Here is a 15783-nt window from a genome sequence, read left to right as displayed (position 1 = left end):
CGCTTACGATGTGCCTTTCTTCGAAAGGATTTAGGTCGCGTGTTGAAATCGGGGAAAGGGATTGAAATTTAGCAGAATTTCCTCGATTAACGGTGCAAGTTCATATCCTGATTTTGGATGAACTTGCACCACAAAGGCGAACACTATCGTTCCTACACTGAATTTCTCCCTCCGCCTCCTCGCTTCACTTGAATTCAGACTTTCTCGACACGTTGGCCGCAGGCGGAAGGTTCCTCGAAACGCTTGGTCCGAAGCTCAGCCGAAGCGCTGGGTCTTGTACCACTTTGTCTTTTTGCCCGTCACTTTGCTGACCGTCAGATTCCAGACCGCTTTGAGCGACAGAACGATAAAGAGCTGCGCATAAGTGAAGTAGGACAAGCAGGACAGTACAAAGTTGCTCGTGGTGCTCTGTCCGATATCGGAAGACAGCGCCAGATTGATCTGGAGCACGTACAGATAATACATCAGCGCCCCCGACATCATCAGATACATGTAAAGACCGTCGGCGAACCGGAACGGCGAGACCAGAGAAGAATAGAACAGATTCAGAACCAGGAACACTAGGTTGATGCCCAGAATGAAGTCCGAGATCAGGATCGCGAGCATAAACCAGAGATAGCCAGTGGCATAATACAGAATCAGAAATTTGACTCTCCAGGTGGAGCGGTCGAACAGATGCTTGATATTGGTCATGATGACATAGAAATTGCCCTGCGCCCTGCGCGTTCTCTGCTTCATATAGACGCTCAGGTCTTCCGGTTCCTGCTGATACGCTTCGGCCCGCGAAGCGAGGGCAATCAGCTTGCCCCTCTGCATAATTTCGAAAGACACCGCCGTATCTTCCGTCAATGCCTTCACGTCCCAGCCGCCGATCTCCCGGATCAAGTCCGCTTGGATAATGAAATTGGTGCCGGGAATCGTTCCGATCCGGAACAGCTGCCACATCCCGGTATGATAAATCCGCTGCACCGTCACCAGTTCCAGATTGATGAAGCGAGACAGCAGATTCTGGCCGCGGTTGCGCGCCTTGTTCCGTCCGAACACCGCCCCGTACTTTTCCGGATCTTCCAGCGCTTTTGTTATGAGGAAAAAGAGGGTATTGCGCTCGGGAGCCGCATCCGCATCGAAAATGCAGCTCCATTCACCCTTCGCCTGTTCCAGAGCATCGTTCAAAGCCCCCGATTTGCCGCCCGTGCCGCTTCTTTCAAACACCGCGAAATCCCGATCCCGGAAAGCCGGCATTTCCTTGAGCGCCCGCAGCCGCTGCGCCGTGGAATCCGAACAGTTGTCGGCGATGACGATCAGCTGCAGTTTCTCGGGTGGGTAGTTCAGCTTGAGCACATTCTCTGCGGTTGCGGCGATAACCATCTCTTCATTGTGGGCAGGAATCAGTACCGTTACGGTCGGAAAAGAACTCATGTCCTGGGAAGAGTCCCATCTCTCCCGGCGTTCCAGGATCAAAAAACGGGCACCGCCGGCCATAAACACGATGGACTGCAGTACCGCCGCCCAAATGCTTAACATCGAAAACAGCAGCAAACCGTCACTCATGCGATTGGCCCCGGTCGTAACTCCGGTTAACCGCGCTGCGAAGCCACAGGGTCAGTCCGGTCAGTACTACAAGGCAAAGCGTCAGAAAAGCGTTCACTCCGCCACAAAGCGGAAAAAACCACGCCATATAACTCTCCACGTTCAATCCTCCTTTATTGGGCAGGGTCACAAGGAGACCGCAGCCCGTTAGATATACTCGCCGATCAAATCCGTTTCCGAGTTGCGTACAAGTGCGGCTACGACATCATTGGCGTCCCCGTACTTGCTGAACTGTTCTTCGCGAAAAACAAGGCCGCCGGCACGGACGACGAAGTTGACGCGCTGACCTCCCGGGCTTTCGACCCGGTGGTCCATGATGGCCTGCTTGATCCGGTCTTTGAGCATCTGCAGATCGTCCGGCTGCGTCATGGGACAGATCACGACGAACTGTCCGCCTTCAATCGAAAACTTGTAATCTTCAAACCGGATCTGCTTCTGGATAATCGCGGACAGATCGACCAGGAACGCCGAATATCGCCGGGAGCCAAGCGCTTCCTGCACAGAAGGCAGAAAGTCGATCTTGAACAGCATCAGACAGAATCCGTAGCGGTCGGAGTAACGGCGAGCCAGATTGGACTGTTTGATCAGCGTATCCTGCAGGGCCAGACGGTTGCCCAGATTCGTCGTAAGATCGACTTCCGGGTTCAGGCTCTGCAGGGCGTCCAACCGTTCGATCAGCCTTCGGATGCGCACGAGTCCGCGTCCCAGCAGCCCGGCAACCAATAGGTCGGCGGGTACGAGAAGCACCCAGGAAACCCCCAGCAGGTCAATCGGCCCGTAGGAAGTCAGCCAGACAAAATACGCGACAACAAACACAAACACCAGTACTACCGAAACGCCGAGCGGGATCAAAAATCCAACGCCCAGCGCAACAAGCGCCATCAGTCCAAGCCCGATCTCTCGCGAAGTGCCGCCGGAGTTTTGGTAAATGTGCAGATTCAGCAGAAGCGTCTGCACGACAGCCAGCGCGATCAGAGCCACATATCCGATCGAAAACGGACGAATAAAAACTGCTTTTTTCATAAATTATCGATTCCTTCTATCGGTTTTCCACTGCTGTTCCGCCAAGAGCGGGAACAGGTTATCAAAAGCATGCGTATCGCCGTCAAATACATAACCGCCTGGGTACGCAGGATCGTGATCACGGAATTCCAGCATTTTGGCGATCATTTTGCCGGCCCATTTGGAATCGTCGGATTCCATGAAGAGGATAGCGGCCAGTCCGTATACGGCGGGAGACTCGTAAGAAACGGTGGCTTTGGCGCTGGCACGGTCATAACGGCCGGCCAGCCTGCCGTCCTGCACAAAATGCTGCTTCAGAAACTCCAGCAGTTTGTCCGGCATATCGCCGGCTTCCCGAACGTGAATAGCCGCAATCAGCTGCTCGGTCAGATTGACTTCGTTGTCGGATTCATAGCGGTTGGTCTGAACGTTGTAGCGCTGGGGATAGAAAACGGAGTCCCGGGGAACATTCTCGAGCAGAGCCGTGTAACGCTGCAGCGACGCATCGTCCATCAGCCCGTAAGCATTCATTCTCTTGAAAGCTTGGATATCGAGGTAAGCGAGGTTAAGCGTAGAAGCGGAGCTTCCGTCGGAGAAATTGTGGTAGTCGACCATATAGCCGTTTACGGCCGCCTTCCGCTGCAGCACGTCCGAGATCCGGCGAGCTTCTTCGAGATAGGCGTCGCCGCCCCAGGCATCATGGGCTTTCAGAAGCACATTCAACAAACGAAGATCGTCACCGAGCGCATTGGTCGCGACACTCGAAGTTCCGTCGGGCGATATCTTCCAATACCAGTAGGATTCGGGGGCGGTAAAATACGTCTGCACCACGCCGAAACTTTTGTCGAATTCGGTCTGCTTGTCTTGATTCAGGTTGTACTGCATCCATAAGCCCATCGACTCGAGCAGGGCTTCTTTGCCGGCGGCAATATCGGGATGCTGGGAAACGGAAGGTTTGAGATAAGTGGCAAGGGTTTGATTAGGGTTCATCAGGTGGGAAGCGACGAAATTTGGGGTCGGGGAAACGTAACGCTGTCGAAGAAGTTCCCATCCGCCGCAAAAAATAGCCGTCGCCGTAACAAACAAAGCGATCAGTACGTAGGCGGATTTCTTTTTTCCTTTTAGTAGCACCCGGAACAGCCTCCAGTTTTTACTTAGAAGTTCTTATAGAGTACTTTATACCTAATCATATAGGATTAAGCAATACCTAATAGGTAATTTACCCAGCAAAAAGAAATTTAGAATACTTTCTCATCCGTATATCGAGCACGAATTTCCAAAAACTCATCCAAATGTCTCAGAAACAGGTCCGTGAGTTTCGGGTCGAAATGCTTGCCCCGCTCTTTGCGGAACAGCTCGACGATCTCGTCCATCGGCCAGGCTTTCTTGTACACCCGGTCGCTTGCCAAGGCATCGAATACGTCGGCGATCGCGGTGATCCGACCGTAGAGATGAATCTCTTCGCCGCTCAGTCCCTGCGGATACCCGCCTCCTCCGTATTTTTCATGATGCTGAAGCGCGATGATCGCCGCCGTCTTGAGGATCGGGCGGCTCGAATGCTTCAGCATTTCGTAGCCGGACCGCGCGTGGTTCTTCATCGTCGCGTACTCCTCTTCCGTCAGCTTTCCGGGCTTGTTGAGAATGGAATCGCTGATGCCTACCTTCCCGATATCGTGCATCGGGCTGGCCAGGGCAAGCAAGTTCGCTTCCTCTTCCGGCAGCCCGTATTTTACGGCAAGCAGTTTGGTGTATTCGGCGACGCGTTTGACATGGAATCCCGTTTCCTGCGAGCGGGTTTCCGCGATTTCGCCAAGCGTATAGATGATTTCTTTCTGCGTGCTTTCGATCTCGTGACGCAGCTCCAGATTCTCGAATACGGCATCCGTGTTGGCACAGTACGATTCGGCCAGGTAGTATTCCCAGTCGCTGGGCATCTGGCAGGCTTCCACGAAGATCAGACGTTCCGGGCCGATCACACTCGGGGAATGGAAACTGAAACCGTCCGGGATCAGGGACTTGGCGTTGGATTCCCGCAGCAAAGCGAGTACGTCTTCCATCTCTTCGGGCAGCGAAGCCGGATTCAGCTTGACGTATTCGCCGGAGGCCGCCAGCATGCGCCACTGCTGCCCGTTCTTCTGCAGCACGAGGCCTCCCGAAGACGGATAGGTTTTGAGGATTGACGCGAGATGGCGCAGAACATCCCCGGCCAGTTCCTCAAGCGAACCCGCATTGAGGACAAGCGAGGAAGACAGCGCCACGTAATCCAGACTTTTTTTCTCGTCTTCGGTTTTCTTGAAATCCCGGTAGCCTCGCAGCGAACCGATCAGCGCCGACTTGAACTTGCTTGCGCTTCCGTCGAATTCCCCTTTGAGCCGGAACGTATTGATGTCGTACCCCAGCATGATTTCTTCTTCCGCTTCCGCCCAGGCCGGGTCGGCGACGACGACAATCCTTACGGCCGCGTTCGATAGGGATTCGCGGATATATCCGACCCATTCGAGCGCCTGCCGACCGGCCGAAGCGCACAGTTCCAGCATCACCACCGCGATGTCCGTTTCTGTCGCAAGCTGCAGACGGACCTCTTCCGGCGTTACAGCATGAAGCAGCCGCATGGAACGGCTCTCAAATTGAAAGCCGGCCAGCAGATGCGTCAAGCCCCTAAATTCTTCGCTCCCGCCTCCGATCAGCAGGATATTCCATTCGCTCTCCGTCGGAAGGTTATCCTCTCCGATTAGCGGGTATCTGTCCATTGCATTTCTCCTCCAGCACGCAGCCCTTCCGGCTCTTGATCCGTTCATACAGTTAGATTGCATCCTTTTCGCTTTATCGTCAAATCGGAGGTCGATGTGAAGAGATTACGGGTATAAATTGTTAAGATTCATACCGAAACGACCGCAAATCGACGTCAGGAGGAATAAGATGACCGGCCCGGACCGTTTGGAAGAGAAGAAACGCAAAATCGTACTTGCCGGAGCCACCGGATTTATCGGCGGAGCGCTTCGGGAACGATATACGAAAAAGGGATACGACGTACGGATGATTTCCAGAAAGCCGGAGCATACGGCCTGGGACGATTCCGAAGGCCTGTGCGCAGCGCTTGAAGGCGCGGATCTGCTGGTCAATCTGGCCGGCCGATCGGTTAACTGCCGGTACAATGAACGCAACAAACGCGATATTCTGCAGTCGCGCACCGAAACGACGCGAATTCTCGGCGAAGCGGCGGCCGCCTGTTCCCAACCGCCGAAGCTGTGGATCAACTCGGGCACGGCCACGATCTACCGGGATGCCCGCGACCGGCCCATGACCGAGGAGAACGGGGAGATCGGCAGCGGATTTTCGGTCGATGTCGCCAAAGCCTGGGAAGAAACTTTTTGGGCGGCCGATACGCCGCACACGCGCAAAGCGGTGCTGCGGATCGCAATTGTATTGGGGCCGGGAGGCGGCGTAATGACGCCTTACGTCAATCTGGTCCGCTTCGGTCTCGGCGGCCGTCAGGGAAGCGGAGACCAGCGTTTCAGCTGGATTCATCTCGAAGACCTCTGCCGGATAATCGAATTCATCGAAGAACGCCCGGACCTCTCCGGGATCTTCAACGCTTCGGCGCCGGAGCAGGTGACCAATACCGAGCAGATGCGCATCATCCGGGAAGCGTACGGCCGCAGATCCGGCCTGCCCGCGCCCGTCTGGATGCTGGAGCTGGGTTCCGCCATGACCCGTACCGAAACGGAGCTTGTTCTCAAGAGCCGCTGGGCAGCTCCCGAGCGGCTGCTGCGCGAAGGATTCGTATTCCGGTATGCGACGCTGCGCGAAGCGATGGCGGATATAGCGAGGTAGCGCCGCTTGACGGCGCAGGAGAATAGGCCGGGCTTATTGTTCTGATTCCCGGCGCAGATACTCGTCCGTAATCGCTTCGATATAGGCGGATGTTTCCGCGTCCAGACCGTAGACCCGGGCAGATTCGTCTGCGCCGGGGCGGACGAACGTCCAATAGCGTTCCAGCAGCTGCTCGTCGCCTCCGAAAGCTTCTGCCGCGTAAGCCAGCAGATCACGCGCCAGCTCGAGCGACTCCGGCGAATCGGGCGGGCGATGCAGACTCTCGCGAAGCCGGTGCAGCAGCGCCGCCCAGACTTCGGTCGCAGCTCCCGTTTCGACCGGCTGCGGAAGCCTGAGCAGCTCGTCCCCCGTGAAGAATGCCGTGCGCGCTTCGCCTCTTCGGGAAGAGTCGAAATCGCCCAGCTGGCGCACGAAATCGGCCATGTCTTCCAAGACAACCTCACGGTTCACTTCGATCGAGAACAGACTGGATTCGATCAGCTTGCGCATGGCCGCAAGTTCCCGCATGCGAGTATCGATCCATTCCGATTGCCGGAGCAGCGCGCTTTTCCAGGCCTCTCCGCGCGGCTGTCCGGTCTCGGTGGGCATCCCGCCGATCTCCGACAGCTTGAATCCCATCGCTTTCAATACGGCAATCTCCTGCAGCCGCACCAGATCCTGCGGTCCGTACAGTCGATACCCGGATTCCGGGTGACGCTCGGGCTGCAGCAGACCAAGTTCTTCATAATAATGGAGCGCGGCTATGCTGATCCCCGAACGCCGGGCCAGTTCGCCGACTTTGTACTTTTTTTCGTGCATAAGACGCCTCCTTCTCTTCTGTGCGAGCTTATCCCAACCGATCCGTCCGGGGCAAGGCCGGGCTCTGCCGCTTCCGGGCAGTACGGCGGCGCAGCCCGGCCAGAGCGGCAAACACCGAAGCTCCGCCGACCACGACCGTCAGGAACAGCACGAACAGGCTTCCCGTCTCCCGTTCGATTTCGACGTAGCGCACCAAGCCTTCTCCCGGTTCGGCCAATACGGCAAAACGCGCCAGCATGAGATAGGCCAGATGAAAACCGATGCTGCCTCCAAGAGTCCCCAGCGCGGAACGGACGAACTGCAGCGCCACGGCAAAAAAGAGCAGCAGCACCACGTAATCGACCGTAACCGCCTGGGCATCCATGCCGGTCGCCGCCTGCAGCCCTCGCGCCGCGAGCGGTGCCAGCACGAACAGGATCGGCGCCAGCAGGAAAACGGCGGCGGACCGCATCCGGCGGCCGAGCGCATCGGGAATCAAGCCGCGGAAGACCAATTCTTCCGGCAGAGCCTCGTACAGCAGCGCAATCAGGAGATTGAACGCCATCGCGCTCAGCAGCGGCCCGGTAAACCGGACTTCTTCCACAACGATCCAGCCCAGGCTATGGGCGGCTCCGAACCCGGCGGCCGCAAGCGCACACGCGATGCCGGCCGCGCAAAGTCCGGCGCCGATTTCGCGCTTCCATGCCCCGCCGCGAGCGCGCAGCGGAAATTCTCCCGCGCCCCGCCGGCATAGAAACCGCACGGTCGGCACCACGATACCGACCACAATCAGGGCCTGGACCACACGCTGGACCGGTTGAACGATTCCCGAATGCTCCATCAGGTGATAGGCGGCCGAAGCCGCATACAAAGCCAGTACGAAGCTTGTCCAACCGATCGCGGCCTGTGCGCCCGGCTTCAGTTTCTTCTCCATATCCACTTTCCTCCTTCGGCTTGAAACGGATATTCCGTTTCGCTCTGACGCCACCATAAACCCTCAGGTTTACCTGAGAGTCAAGCGCAAGCCTGTGGGAATCGGGTAATGAAGCACAGAAACTTCCATAAGGAAAGCGAGGAAAATCATTTGCCGCAGAATCCGAATGTCCCCTCCGAAGAATTGACGATCGTCGTCGGTGCCGGTCTGGCCGGTCTCAGCTGTGCGTTCGAGCTGGCCGAAGCCGGCCGATCCGTACTGGTACTCGAAGCCGCCCCCTATGTGGGAGGACGCACCGCCAACTGGAACGAGAACGGAATGGAAGTCGAATCCGGTTTCCACAAATTTATCGGCTACTACACGCTGCTTCCCGAGCTGCTCGAGCGTGCCGGCATCGATCTGAACGAGATGCTGTTCTGGGAAAAATCGATGGAGACCCGGCATCCGGAGTCCCCGGAACCCGGCGTATTCGGGCTGGATGTGATCCGGGCTCCGCTCAAGACGGTACTCGGCGCACTCGGCAACAACAGCTACCTGACCCCCGCCGACAAAGCGTCGCTGATTCCGTTTTTTGCCGCGGGTTTCAAAGACTACGTCGCCCGTCCGGAAGAGCTCGACGAAATTCCGCTCAAGGAATACGCGGAGCGCCATCACGTGACCGAGCAGGCACTGGAGCGGATCTTGGAGCCGCTGTCTTCGGGCATCTTCTTCCTGCCGCCGGAGCAGTATTCGTCCTACGCTTTCTTCGGACTGTTCGCTCCGGGGATTCCCCGTCTGCACAAGATGCGGATCGGCGCTTTCAGCGGCGGCATGACCGATGTGATGTGCCGGCCGCTGGCCGATGCGATCGAGCGTCTGGGCGGCACGGTGCGAACCTCTGCGCCGGTCAAAAGCCTCATTGTGGAACAACAAACCGTCCGCGGCGTCGAGCTGGAGAGCGGAGAGCGGCTGATGTCCGCAAATGTCGTCGTGGCCGCCAATATTCGCCGCTCGCAGAAGCTGGTCGCCGAGCACTTCTCCGCCGTATCGGCGTTCCGGCCGTTCTTCGACCTGGAAGCCATGCCGCATGTGACGGCGCAGTTCGAACTGCCTGCGCCGCTGCTGCCGCAGGACCGGACTACGTTCGGACCCGGTACCCAGCTCGGATCGTTCGGCGAGCAGTCGCGCACCACGTTCCGCGATAAACCGGGACGTACGTCGATCATTCTGGTCGATCCCGACGCTCTGGTCGATCTGCCGGAAGAAGAAGTCTGGCAGCGGACGGTCGATAGCCTTAGAGAGATCGGTCTGGAGGGCGTCGACAGCGCCACGGACTACCGGATCATCCGGGGAGACGAGAATTTCTACCGCTTGTCCGCCGGCAGCGAGAAAAAGCGGCCCAAGCAGGTCACCCCGATTCCGGGTCTGTTTCTGGCCGGCGACTATACCAAGCAGCCTTTCCTCGCCACAATGGAAGGTGCGGTCATCTCCGGACAGCGCGCGGCCAGAGGCATTCTGAAAACCTGAGATCGGCCGTCCCAAAAATTTCTTCGCCAAAACGAAACCGCTCTCCACAGCGCCGCGTATATCTGGCATCAATCAAACGGAGGGTGAAAAAATATGTCTTTTTTCAAAAAAATGTTGGCCAGCGTCGGAATCGGTAATGCCAAGGTAGATACGGTACTCGACAACTCCCAGGTACCGGTCGGCGGCGATATCTCGGGGATCGTGCATATCGAAGGCGGCCAGGTCGAGCAGCAGGTCGATCGCATCTATCTGTTCATCAAGTCGGAATATCTTCGCGAACGCGACGACCGCAAGGTTCGCGAGACGGCTACCGTAACCAAGTTCCTGCTGACGGAGCGCTTTACGCTTCGTGCGGGCGAACGCAAACAGATTCCGTTCCGCTTCACCCTGCCGGAATATGTGCCGATTACGCTCCACAGCTCCGCCGTGTGGGTAGAGACGGGCCTCGATATTCCGAGCGCCGCCGATGCCACCGACCGCGATGCGCTGAACGTGACGCCAAGCGACGAGATTCAGATCGCGCTGGATGCGATCGAACTGCTGGGCTTCCGTCTGCGCGAAGTGACGAACGATTACTCGCCGCGTCTGGGCGGACCGCTGCCGTTCGTGCAGGAATTCGAATACGTTCCGACGACCAAGTTCCGCGGCCAGCTCGACGAGCTTGAAGTGCTCTTCCGTCAAAACAACGGCGACCTCGAACTGCTGCTTGAAGTCGACCGCCGCGCACGCGGTCTGGGCGGATTCTTCTCCGAAGCCATGGGCACGGACGAAAGCCTGGTTCGCCTGAACCTGTCCCGCAGCGATCTGAGCCGCGGACCGCATGCCGTCGCCGACATTCTGGAGAATACGATCTCCCGTTTCGCACACTAAAAGCCGGACCGCGCCGGACACGGACGATCGGTAGGTTGGCAAAAAGGACCGCCTTCGGGCGGTCCTTAACTTGTCGAGAAAGCCTGAATCCAAGTGAAGCGAGGAGGCGGAGGGAGAAATTCAGTGTAGGAGCTAAAGCATTTCGAAGAAATGCACTTCGGAAGCTTATGCTATAGTTCGCCTTTGAAATCGGGGAAATTCTGCTAAATTTCAATCCTTTTCCCCGATTTCAACACGCGACCGAAACGAATTTCTCCCGCAGTTGACAAGCTTCTCTTACGAATAGGACTTTCTCGACAGCCTGAGGACCGCTTTCGGGCGGTCCTTTTCTTATGCGCCGCGAACCCGCGAAACGGCGCAGCCGGCTGGAGCATCCATCAAGCCCGGCGCTCAAGCCGGAACACTTCGGCCAGCATTTCGTACATGCGCAGCTTCGACTCGAATTCCGGCGACACGGTCGCCAGCATCAATTCATCCGCTTCGTACAGATCGGCCAGCGCGATCAGCTGCCGGCGGATGCCAAGCGGATCGCCGACGACCATCCGGCTGCGGCCGGCGCGAATCTTCTCGCGCTGCTCCGGCGTGTAATCGCGCGAAGCGGCTTCTTCAACCGTAGGCACACGGTCCAGCCGACCGCCTTCGCCGATATCGAGCAGGTAGTCGTCGAAGACACCGGCAAGCCGCTCCGCTTCCGCTTCGTCGCGGCCGCATACCGCAAACAGGGACACGAGCACCCGCGGATGCCCGCTGCCGGGCGAAGGAACGAAGCGTTCGCGATAGGCCCGCACCGTTTCTCGGCCGGCCCGCCCGCGAATAAAATGACCGAAAGCCAGGCCCATGCCGTTAGCTGCGGCAATTTCCGCGCCGCCTTCGCTGGAGCCGAGCAGCCACAGCTCCGGCGGCGCGGCCGGATTCGGCGTGACCCGGGCTCCGCCGGTACCGCGGATATGCGCCGCAAGCCGCGCGACCTGATCGGGATAGCGCCGAAACGAACCGCTGCGCCCGTCCAGCAGCGCGGCGGAGGTCTCGGCCCGACCTCCCGTCGAGCGTCCGACTCCCAGATCGATCCGCCCCGGATACAAAGAAGCGAGCACGGAGAAGTTCTCCGCGACCTTGAACGGACTGTGCATCGGCAGCATGACGCCGCCTGAACCGATCCGCATTGAGCCTTGCAGCGAAGCGGCGAGCGCGGAAACCAGAATCTCCGGCGAAGAACCGGCAAGTACCCGGTTGCCGTGATGTTCCGATACCCAATACCGCCGGTATCCCCATTCTTCCGCGCGCCGGGCCAGTTCAAGCGATTCCGACAGCGCCCGTTCCGGGGAACCGCCTTCCCGAATTTCCGAATAATCCAAAATCGACAGCTGCATCTTCCGCCTCCTTTCGTCGTTTGGAGTTATATAGACTATTATAAACCATCCGCAGAGCGCAGCAAAAAAGCCGGAGCCATAACCCCAGCTTGATTCGACAGGTTCAAACGGATCGGGCGGATACTTCCGCCTCCGGTCTGTCTTTAAATAATGTTGTTAAAATCTTTCGCCCGTGCGTCCAACTGCTCCGAAGCGGCGGAAATGTCTTCGAACTCTTCCATGGCGGTACGGATCTGCGACTGGCTTTGCACGATGTTCTCCTGGGCCAGATTCGTTCCCTGGGTAATGTTCGATACTTCATTGGTAATGCCTTCGATATTTCGGCGGACTTCGACGATCGACTCGCTCACGCGGCCGGCCAGCTTTTTGACTTCTTTCGCTACAATGTCGAATCCTTTGCCGTGTTCACCGGCGTGAGCCGCTTCGATCGCCGCATTCAGAGCCAGAAGGCTTGTCTGCGAAGCGATTTCCTGAATCGTCTGCACGATCCCCCGGATCGATTCCGCCTGACCCTGCAGGCTGCCCAGCGTCGAGATGTTCTTCTCCGACACTTCCGAAATCCGCTCGATACTCTTCAGCAGTTCCTGGCTGCGGACAATGCCCGACTCCGCCCGCACATTCAGTCCTTCGGACATCTGCTGCAGTTCCGTGACGACTTCTTCGATGCTTTTCTGCCGGCGCGTAATATCCGTCGCGACTTTGAGCACTTCGACGACTCGGCCGCTGTGGTCGAGAACCGGCATATAGGTAGCTTCCAGCCAGATTTGCCGGCCGTGCGCATCCATCCGTTCGATCTTGTCTTGGTAGCTTCGACCGGACATCAGATCCCGCCAGAATTTGTCGTAGCCCGGACCGTTGGCGAATGCCGGAAAACAAAATTCGCGGTGCTGCATCCCGATCATTCGCTGCGGATCGTAACCCATCGCTTCGGCGAAATTCCGGTTAACGTCAATGACACGGCGGTTCAGGTCAAAGCGGATCATGGCTACATTTTTCTCCAGAGCGGATACAACCAAGTCGTTGGCGGCTTTCCTACGGTTTCTTTCATCATCTGTCTCACCTTGTTTCTTCAATTTGAATTTAAGGTTGCTTACAGCGCGGATAAATGAATGTCTTGGATGACTGTTATTTAAAAAACGATTATTTTCGACTTATTATTATATCATTCGACATTTCGCGAAAAGGGAATGTCCTTTATTTGGTATCTATACAAAAATTTATTTTTCAAGCTCTACTAAATCAGTTTCGAGAATTCTTTGGCCTGGGCATCCAACTCGCCGGAAGCGGCGGAAACTTCCGCGAATTCGTCGATCGCCAGCCGGATTTGTTCCTGACTCTCCGCGACGGTATTCTGTGCCAGGCTGGTACCGTTGGCAATATTGTCGACTTCCCTTGTAATGCCTTCGATATTGTGCCGGACTTCGACGATCGATTCCCCGGCTTTGTTCGCCAGTTTGCGCACTTCCTTGGCTACGATATCGAAGCCTTTGCCGTGCTCTCCGGCGTGAGCCGCTTCGATGGCCGCATTCAGAGCCAGCAGACTGGTCTGTGAAGCGATTTCCTGAATCGTCTGCACGATGCCCCGGATCGAATCGGCTTGGCGCTGCAGACTTGCAAGCGTCGCCATGTTCTCGTTGGATACATGGGCGATATGTTCGATACTCTTGAGCAGCTGATGGCTTCTCTGGATACCTGCTTCCGCGCGGATATTCAGACCATCGGACATCTCCTGCAGCTCTGTCATAACGGTGGTAATCGTTTCGATCCGCTCCGTAATGTTCGAAGCGACTTTGCATACGCCCAATACCTGCCGATTGCTTCCGAATACCGGCATATAGGTAGCCTGCAGCCAGATCCGTCTTCCGGTCGCCGTCATGCGTTCAATCTTGTCTTCATAGCTGTGCCCGTTCATCAGGTTGCGCCAGAAGCGTTCATAATCCGGACTGTTCGCAAATTCGGGCACACAGAACTTCCGATGATCCATGCCCTGCATTTGTTCTTTTTTATAACCCATGGCACCTGCAAAATTGTCATTGACGTAAACAACGCGGCGGTCCAAGTCGAAACGGATAATGGCCAGATTCTCTTCAAGAGCCTGGACAACCAGAGCATCGCTGACTTGTTCTTCTGCCTTCTGTTCGAAACGTGCTGTGTGCAAGCGGTTCATCGTATCACCTAAACTTTCTATGAATGGATTGATAAATATTGTAAAATAAAAATTTCACACAACTTTGTTTTCCGTTAATTTCTCTTGGCAATTATATCGGCCGAAAACGATCTCCTGCTTATATCCAAGAACGGTTTTGGAAAAATATTTTGGAGAACTGCTGTCGATGCTTCCAAACAGGACAACCTGAACGGCTTCCGAAGAAGCCGTTCTGCTAGTTAAGCGGAGATTGCCGGTCTCCAAACTCCGTGACCCGGTTTTTCCCCTGCGCCTTCGAAGCGTATAGAGCTGCATCCGCCTGCTGGTACAATTCGGCGAACGCCTGCACGCCTGCCTCCCGGTATACCATGCCGATACTGGACGTGACACCGAGCCGGACTCCACCCGCAAGAGTGAAGCTCGCCGCTTCAATCGCCCGGCGTAGGCGCTCCGCCTCTTCCCGGGCCTGTGCATGCGTTACTCCGGTCACAAAGACCGCAAATTCTTCTCCTCCGAAGCGGCCCGCAGCGGCGCTGCCCCCGACTCCTTCTCTCAATACGGAAGCGAACCCTTCAAGTACAACATCCCCGGCCGCATGTCCGTACGTGTCGTTCACACTTTTGAAATCATCGATATCGAGCACCATCAGCAGCAGGCCCGGTTCTTCGAGGCGCTCTCCGATCAGCTCCAGAAAATGCCGCCGGTTCACCAGACCCGTCAGCTCGTCGATCGTCGCATGGCGGGTCAGCACCTTTTTGCGGGCTTCCAGCTCTTCGTTTTTTTCTTTGAGCTGCTCCATGTACATCTTCGTATTGTTGATAATCCGTCCGGCTTCCACCGCGATTTCTTCGATTTCCGAATACGACCGGTCCATGCGGACCCCCTTCTCGAACAGCTCGTCCACGTCGCCATCGGCAAGCCGGCGGAAGACGCCGCGCAGCTGCCCAAGCGATCGCTGCATAGGGCCGACCAACCATCTGCCAAGCCAATAATTCACGTAAAAACAGAGCAGGCCCAGCAGGAGCATCAGCAGCGCCGTGACTCCCACGATCTCGACCAGCAGCGGCGGATAGATCCGTGCGGTGATTCGGCCGATCTCCCGGCCGTCATCGGTCACAATCGGAGCCAGATAAGGCTTGTTGAAATACTCGTACAGCAAATTGCGTTCCTGCAGCGCTTCCGTGACGGGAACGGAAGGCGGCAGATAGGCGCTTCGATACAGTTCCCGGCCGCCGAGTTCAACAAAGATATCGACCGTATGCAGCGCGCGCGGCATCTCGCGTCCTTCGTCGTAAGCCAGCGGTTCGCTGCCGTCGATCCAGGGAATCCGGTAATTGACGACTTCCTGACGCTCCACCGTCTCCCACCAGCGCTTGAATCCGGAAGATTCGGAAGAAAGATCTTCAAGATCGGCGATACCGTGATCTTTTGGAAAAGCGGGCGAAGTCATTTCTCTAAGCGTGGAGTGGGCGACAAGCTGAGCGCCGAGCTGCGCCAGCGGCCGAATGACGATTGAGAGCAGGTTGGTGACGATAACGGCAAAAACGAGGATGGTAAACAGCGTGGACGCATTCATCGAGCGGCGAATCCGTCGGCTCAAACTTTGGCCGCCGGTTATGTGGGTCAAGGGACTTCCTCCCGTTTGGTAGACTGTGAATCGGTTCTTGCATTTTCCTATTGTAGCGGCGGTTTAGATCGTGCGCAATCCATTTTAAGGCGGCAGAATGGCATTAACTCGAAAAATTTTAAAAAAG

The 15783-nt window shown here is 56.7% G+C and carries 14 protein-coding genes; 3 read left to right on the top strand and 11 right to left on the bottom strand.

All coding sequences use genetic code 11. The annotated features are described in order from the left end of the window. Positions 1 to 255: 255 nt before the first annotated feature. The 5 genes from HRQ60_RS05140 to HRQ60_RS23585 form a co-directional block, all read right to left on the bottom strand. Positions 256 to 1551: a glycosyltransferase family 2 protein gene (locus HRQ60_RS05140; RefSeq protein WP_172194568.1), complete on the bottom strand. Its 1296-nt coding sequence runs from the start codon at positions 1549 to 1551 to the stop codon at positions 256 to 258. Beyond that, on the bottom strand, positions 1544 to 1690 hold the full coding sequence (locus HRQ60_RS05135) for a hypothetical protein (RefSeq protein WP_172194567.1): 147 nt from the start codon (positions 1688 to 1690) through the stop codon (positions 1544 to 1546). The genes HRQ60_RS05140 and HRQ60_RS05135 overlap by 8 nt, the downstream gene beginning before the upstream one ends. A gap of 47 nt (positions 1691 to 1737) precedes the next feature. Beyond that, a complete protein-coding gene (locus tag HRQ60_RS05130; RefSeq protein WP_172194566.1) occupies positions 1738 to 2613 on the bottom strand; it encodes a GGDEF domain-containing protein in 876 nt (291 codons plus the stop codon). Positions 2614 to 2616: 3 nt separating this feature from the next. Further along, a complete protein-coding gene (locus tag HRQ60_RS05125) occupies positions 2617 to 3723 on the bottom strand; it encodes a glycosyl hydrolase (RefSeq protein WP_172194565.1) in 1107 nt (368 codons plus the stop codon). Positions 3724 to 3830: 107 nt separating this feature from the next. After that, on the bottom strand, positions 3831 to 5342 hold the full coding sequence (locus HRQ60_RS23585) for an HD domain-containing phosphohydrolase (protein WP_172194564.1): 1512 nt from the start codon (positions 5340 to 5342) through the stop codon (positions 3831 to 3833). Between the two features lie 169 nt (positions 5343 to 5511). Here HRQ60_RS23585 and HRQ60_RS05115 point away from each other — a divergent pair, with 169 nt between their 5' ends. Next, the gene (locus tag HRQ60_RS05115; protein WP_172194563.1) at positions 5512 to 6426 is read left to right on the top strand and encodes a TIGR01777 family oxidoreductase; all 915 of its coding nucleotides are present in this window, start codon (positions 5512 to 5514) and stop codon (positions 6424 to 6426) included. Positions 6427 to 6459: 33 nt separating this feature from the next. On the opposite strand, the gene HRQ60_RS05110 is transcribed toward HRQ60_RS05115, so the two are convergent. Both HRQ60_RS05110 and HRQ60_RS05105 read right to left on the bottom strand, forming a co-directional pair. Then, a complete protein-coding gene (locus HRQ60_RS05110; protein WP_172194562.1) occupies positions 6460 to 7224 on the bottom strand; it encodes a MerR family transcriptional regulator in 765 nt (254 codons plus the stop codon). Between the two features lie 28 nt (positions 7225 to 7252). Beyond that, positions 7253 to 8137, bottom strand: a complete 885-nt coding sequence (locus tag HRQ60_RS05105; RefSeq protein WP_172194561.1) for a CPBP family intramembrane glutamic endopeptidase — start codon at positions 8135 to 8137, stop codon at positions 7253 to 7255. A 108-nt stretch (positions 8138 to 8245) separates the two neighbouring features. Here HRQ60_RS05105 and HRQ60_RS05100 point away from each other — a divergent pair, with 108 nt between their 5' ends. Further along, the gene (locus HRQ60_RS05100) at positions 8246 to 9643 is read left to right on the top strand and encodes a hydroxysqualene dehydroxylase (RefSeq protein ID WP_172194560.1); all 1398 of its coding nucleotides are present in this window, start codon (positions 8246 to 8248) and stop codon (positions 9641 to 9643) included. Positions 9644 to 9736: 93 nt separating this feature from the next. Next, positions 9737 to 10513 (top strand): sporulation protein, encoded by a 777-nt coding sequence (locus tag HRQ60_RS05095; protein WP_172194559.1) that lies wholly within the window; start codon positions 9737 to 9739, stop codon positions 10511 to 10513. Between the two features lie 377 nt (positions 10514 to 10890). Here HRQ60_RS05095 and HRQ60_RS05090 read toward each other — a convergent pair whose 3' ends face one another. The 4 genes from HRQ60_RS05090 to HRQ60_RS05075 form a co-directional block, all read right to left on the bottom strand. Beyond that, positions 10891 to 11883 (bottom strand): LLM class flavin-dependent oxidoreductase, encoded by a 993-nt coding sequence (locus tag HRQ60_RS05090; RefSeq protein ID WP_172194558.1) that lies wholly within the window; start codon positions 11881 to 11883, stop codon positions 10891 to 10893. A gap of 143 nt (positions 11884 to 12026) precedes the next feature. Beyond that, on the bottom strand, positions 12027 to 12899 hold the full coding sequence (locus HRQ60_RS05085) for a methyl-accepting chemotaxis protein (RefSeq protein ID WP_246281132.1): 873 nt from the start codon (positions 12897 to 12899) through the stop codon (positions 12027 to 12029). Positions 12900 to 13117: 218 nt separating this feature from the next. Beyond that, positions 13118 to 14050 (bottom strand): methyl-accepting chemotaxis protein, encoded by a 933-nt coding sequence (locus HRQ60_RS05080; protein WP_172194557.1) that lies wholly within the window; start codon positions 14048 to 14050, stop codon positions 13118 to 13120. Positions 14051 to 14264: 214 nt separating this feature from the next. Beyond that, positions 14265 to 15656, bottom strand: coding sequence for a GGDEF domain-containing protein (locus HRQ60_RS05075; protein WP_172194556.1), 1392 nt, complete (start codon positions 15654 to 15656; stop codon positions 14265 to 14267). Positions 15657 to 15783 lie beyond the last annotated feature (127 nt).

This window comes from Saccharibacillus qingshengii, from assembly GCF_013185195.1.
Lineage (GTDB): Bacteria > Bacillota > Bacilli > Paenibacillales > Paenibacillaceae > Saccharibacillus > Saccharibacillus qingshengii.
This window is presented reverse-complemented; position numbering and strand designations above follow the sequence as displayed.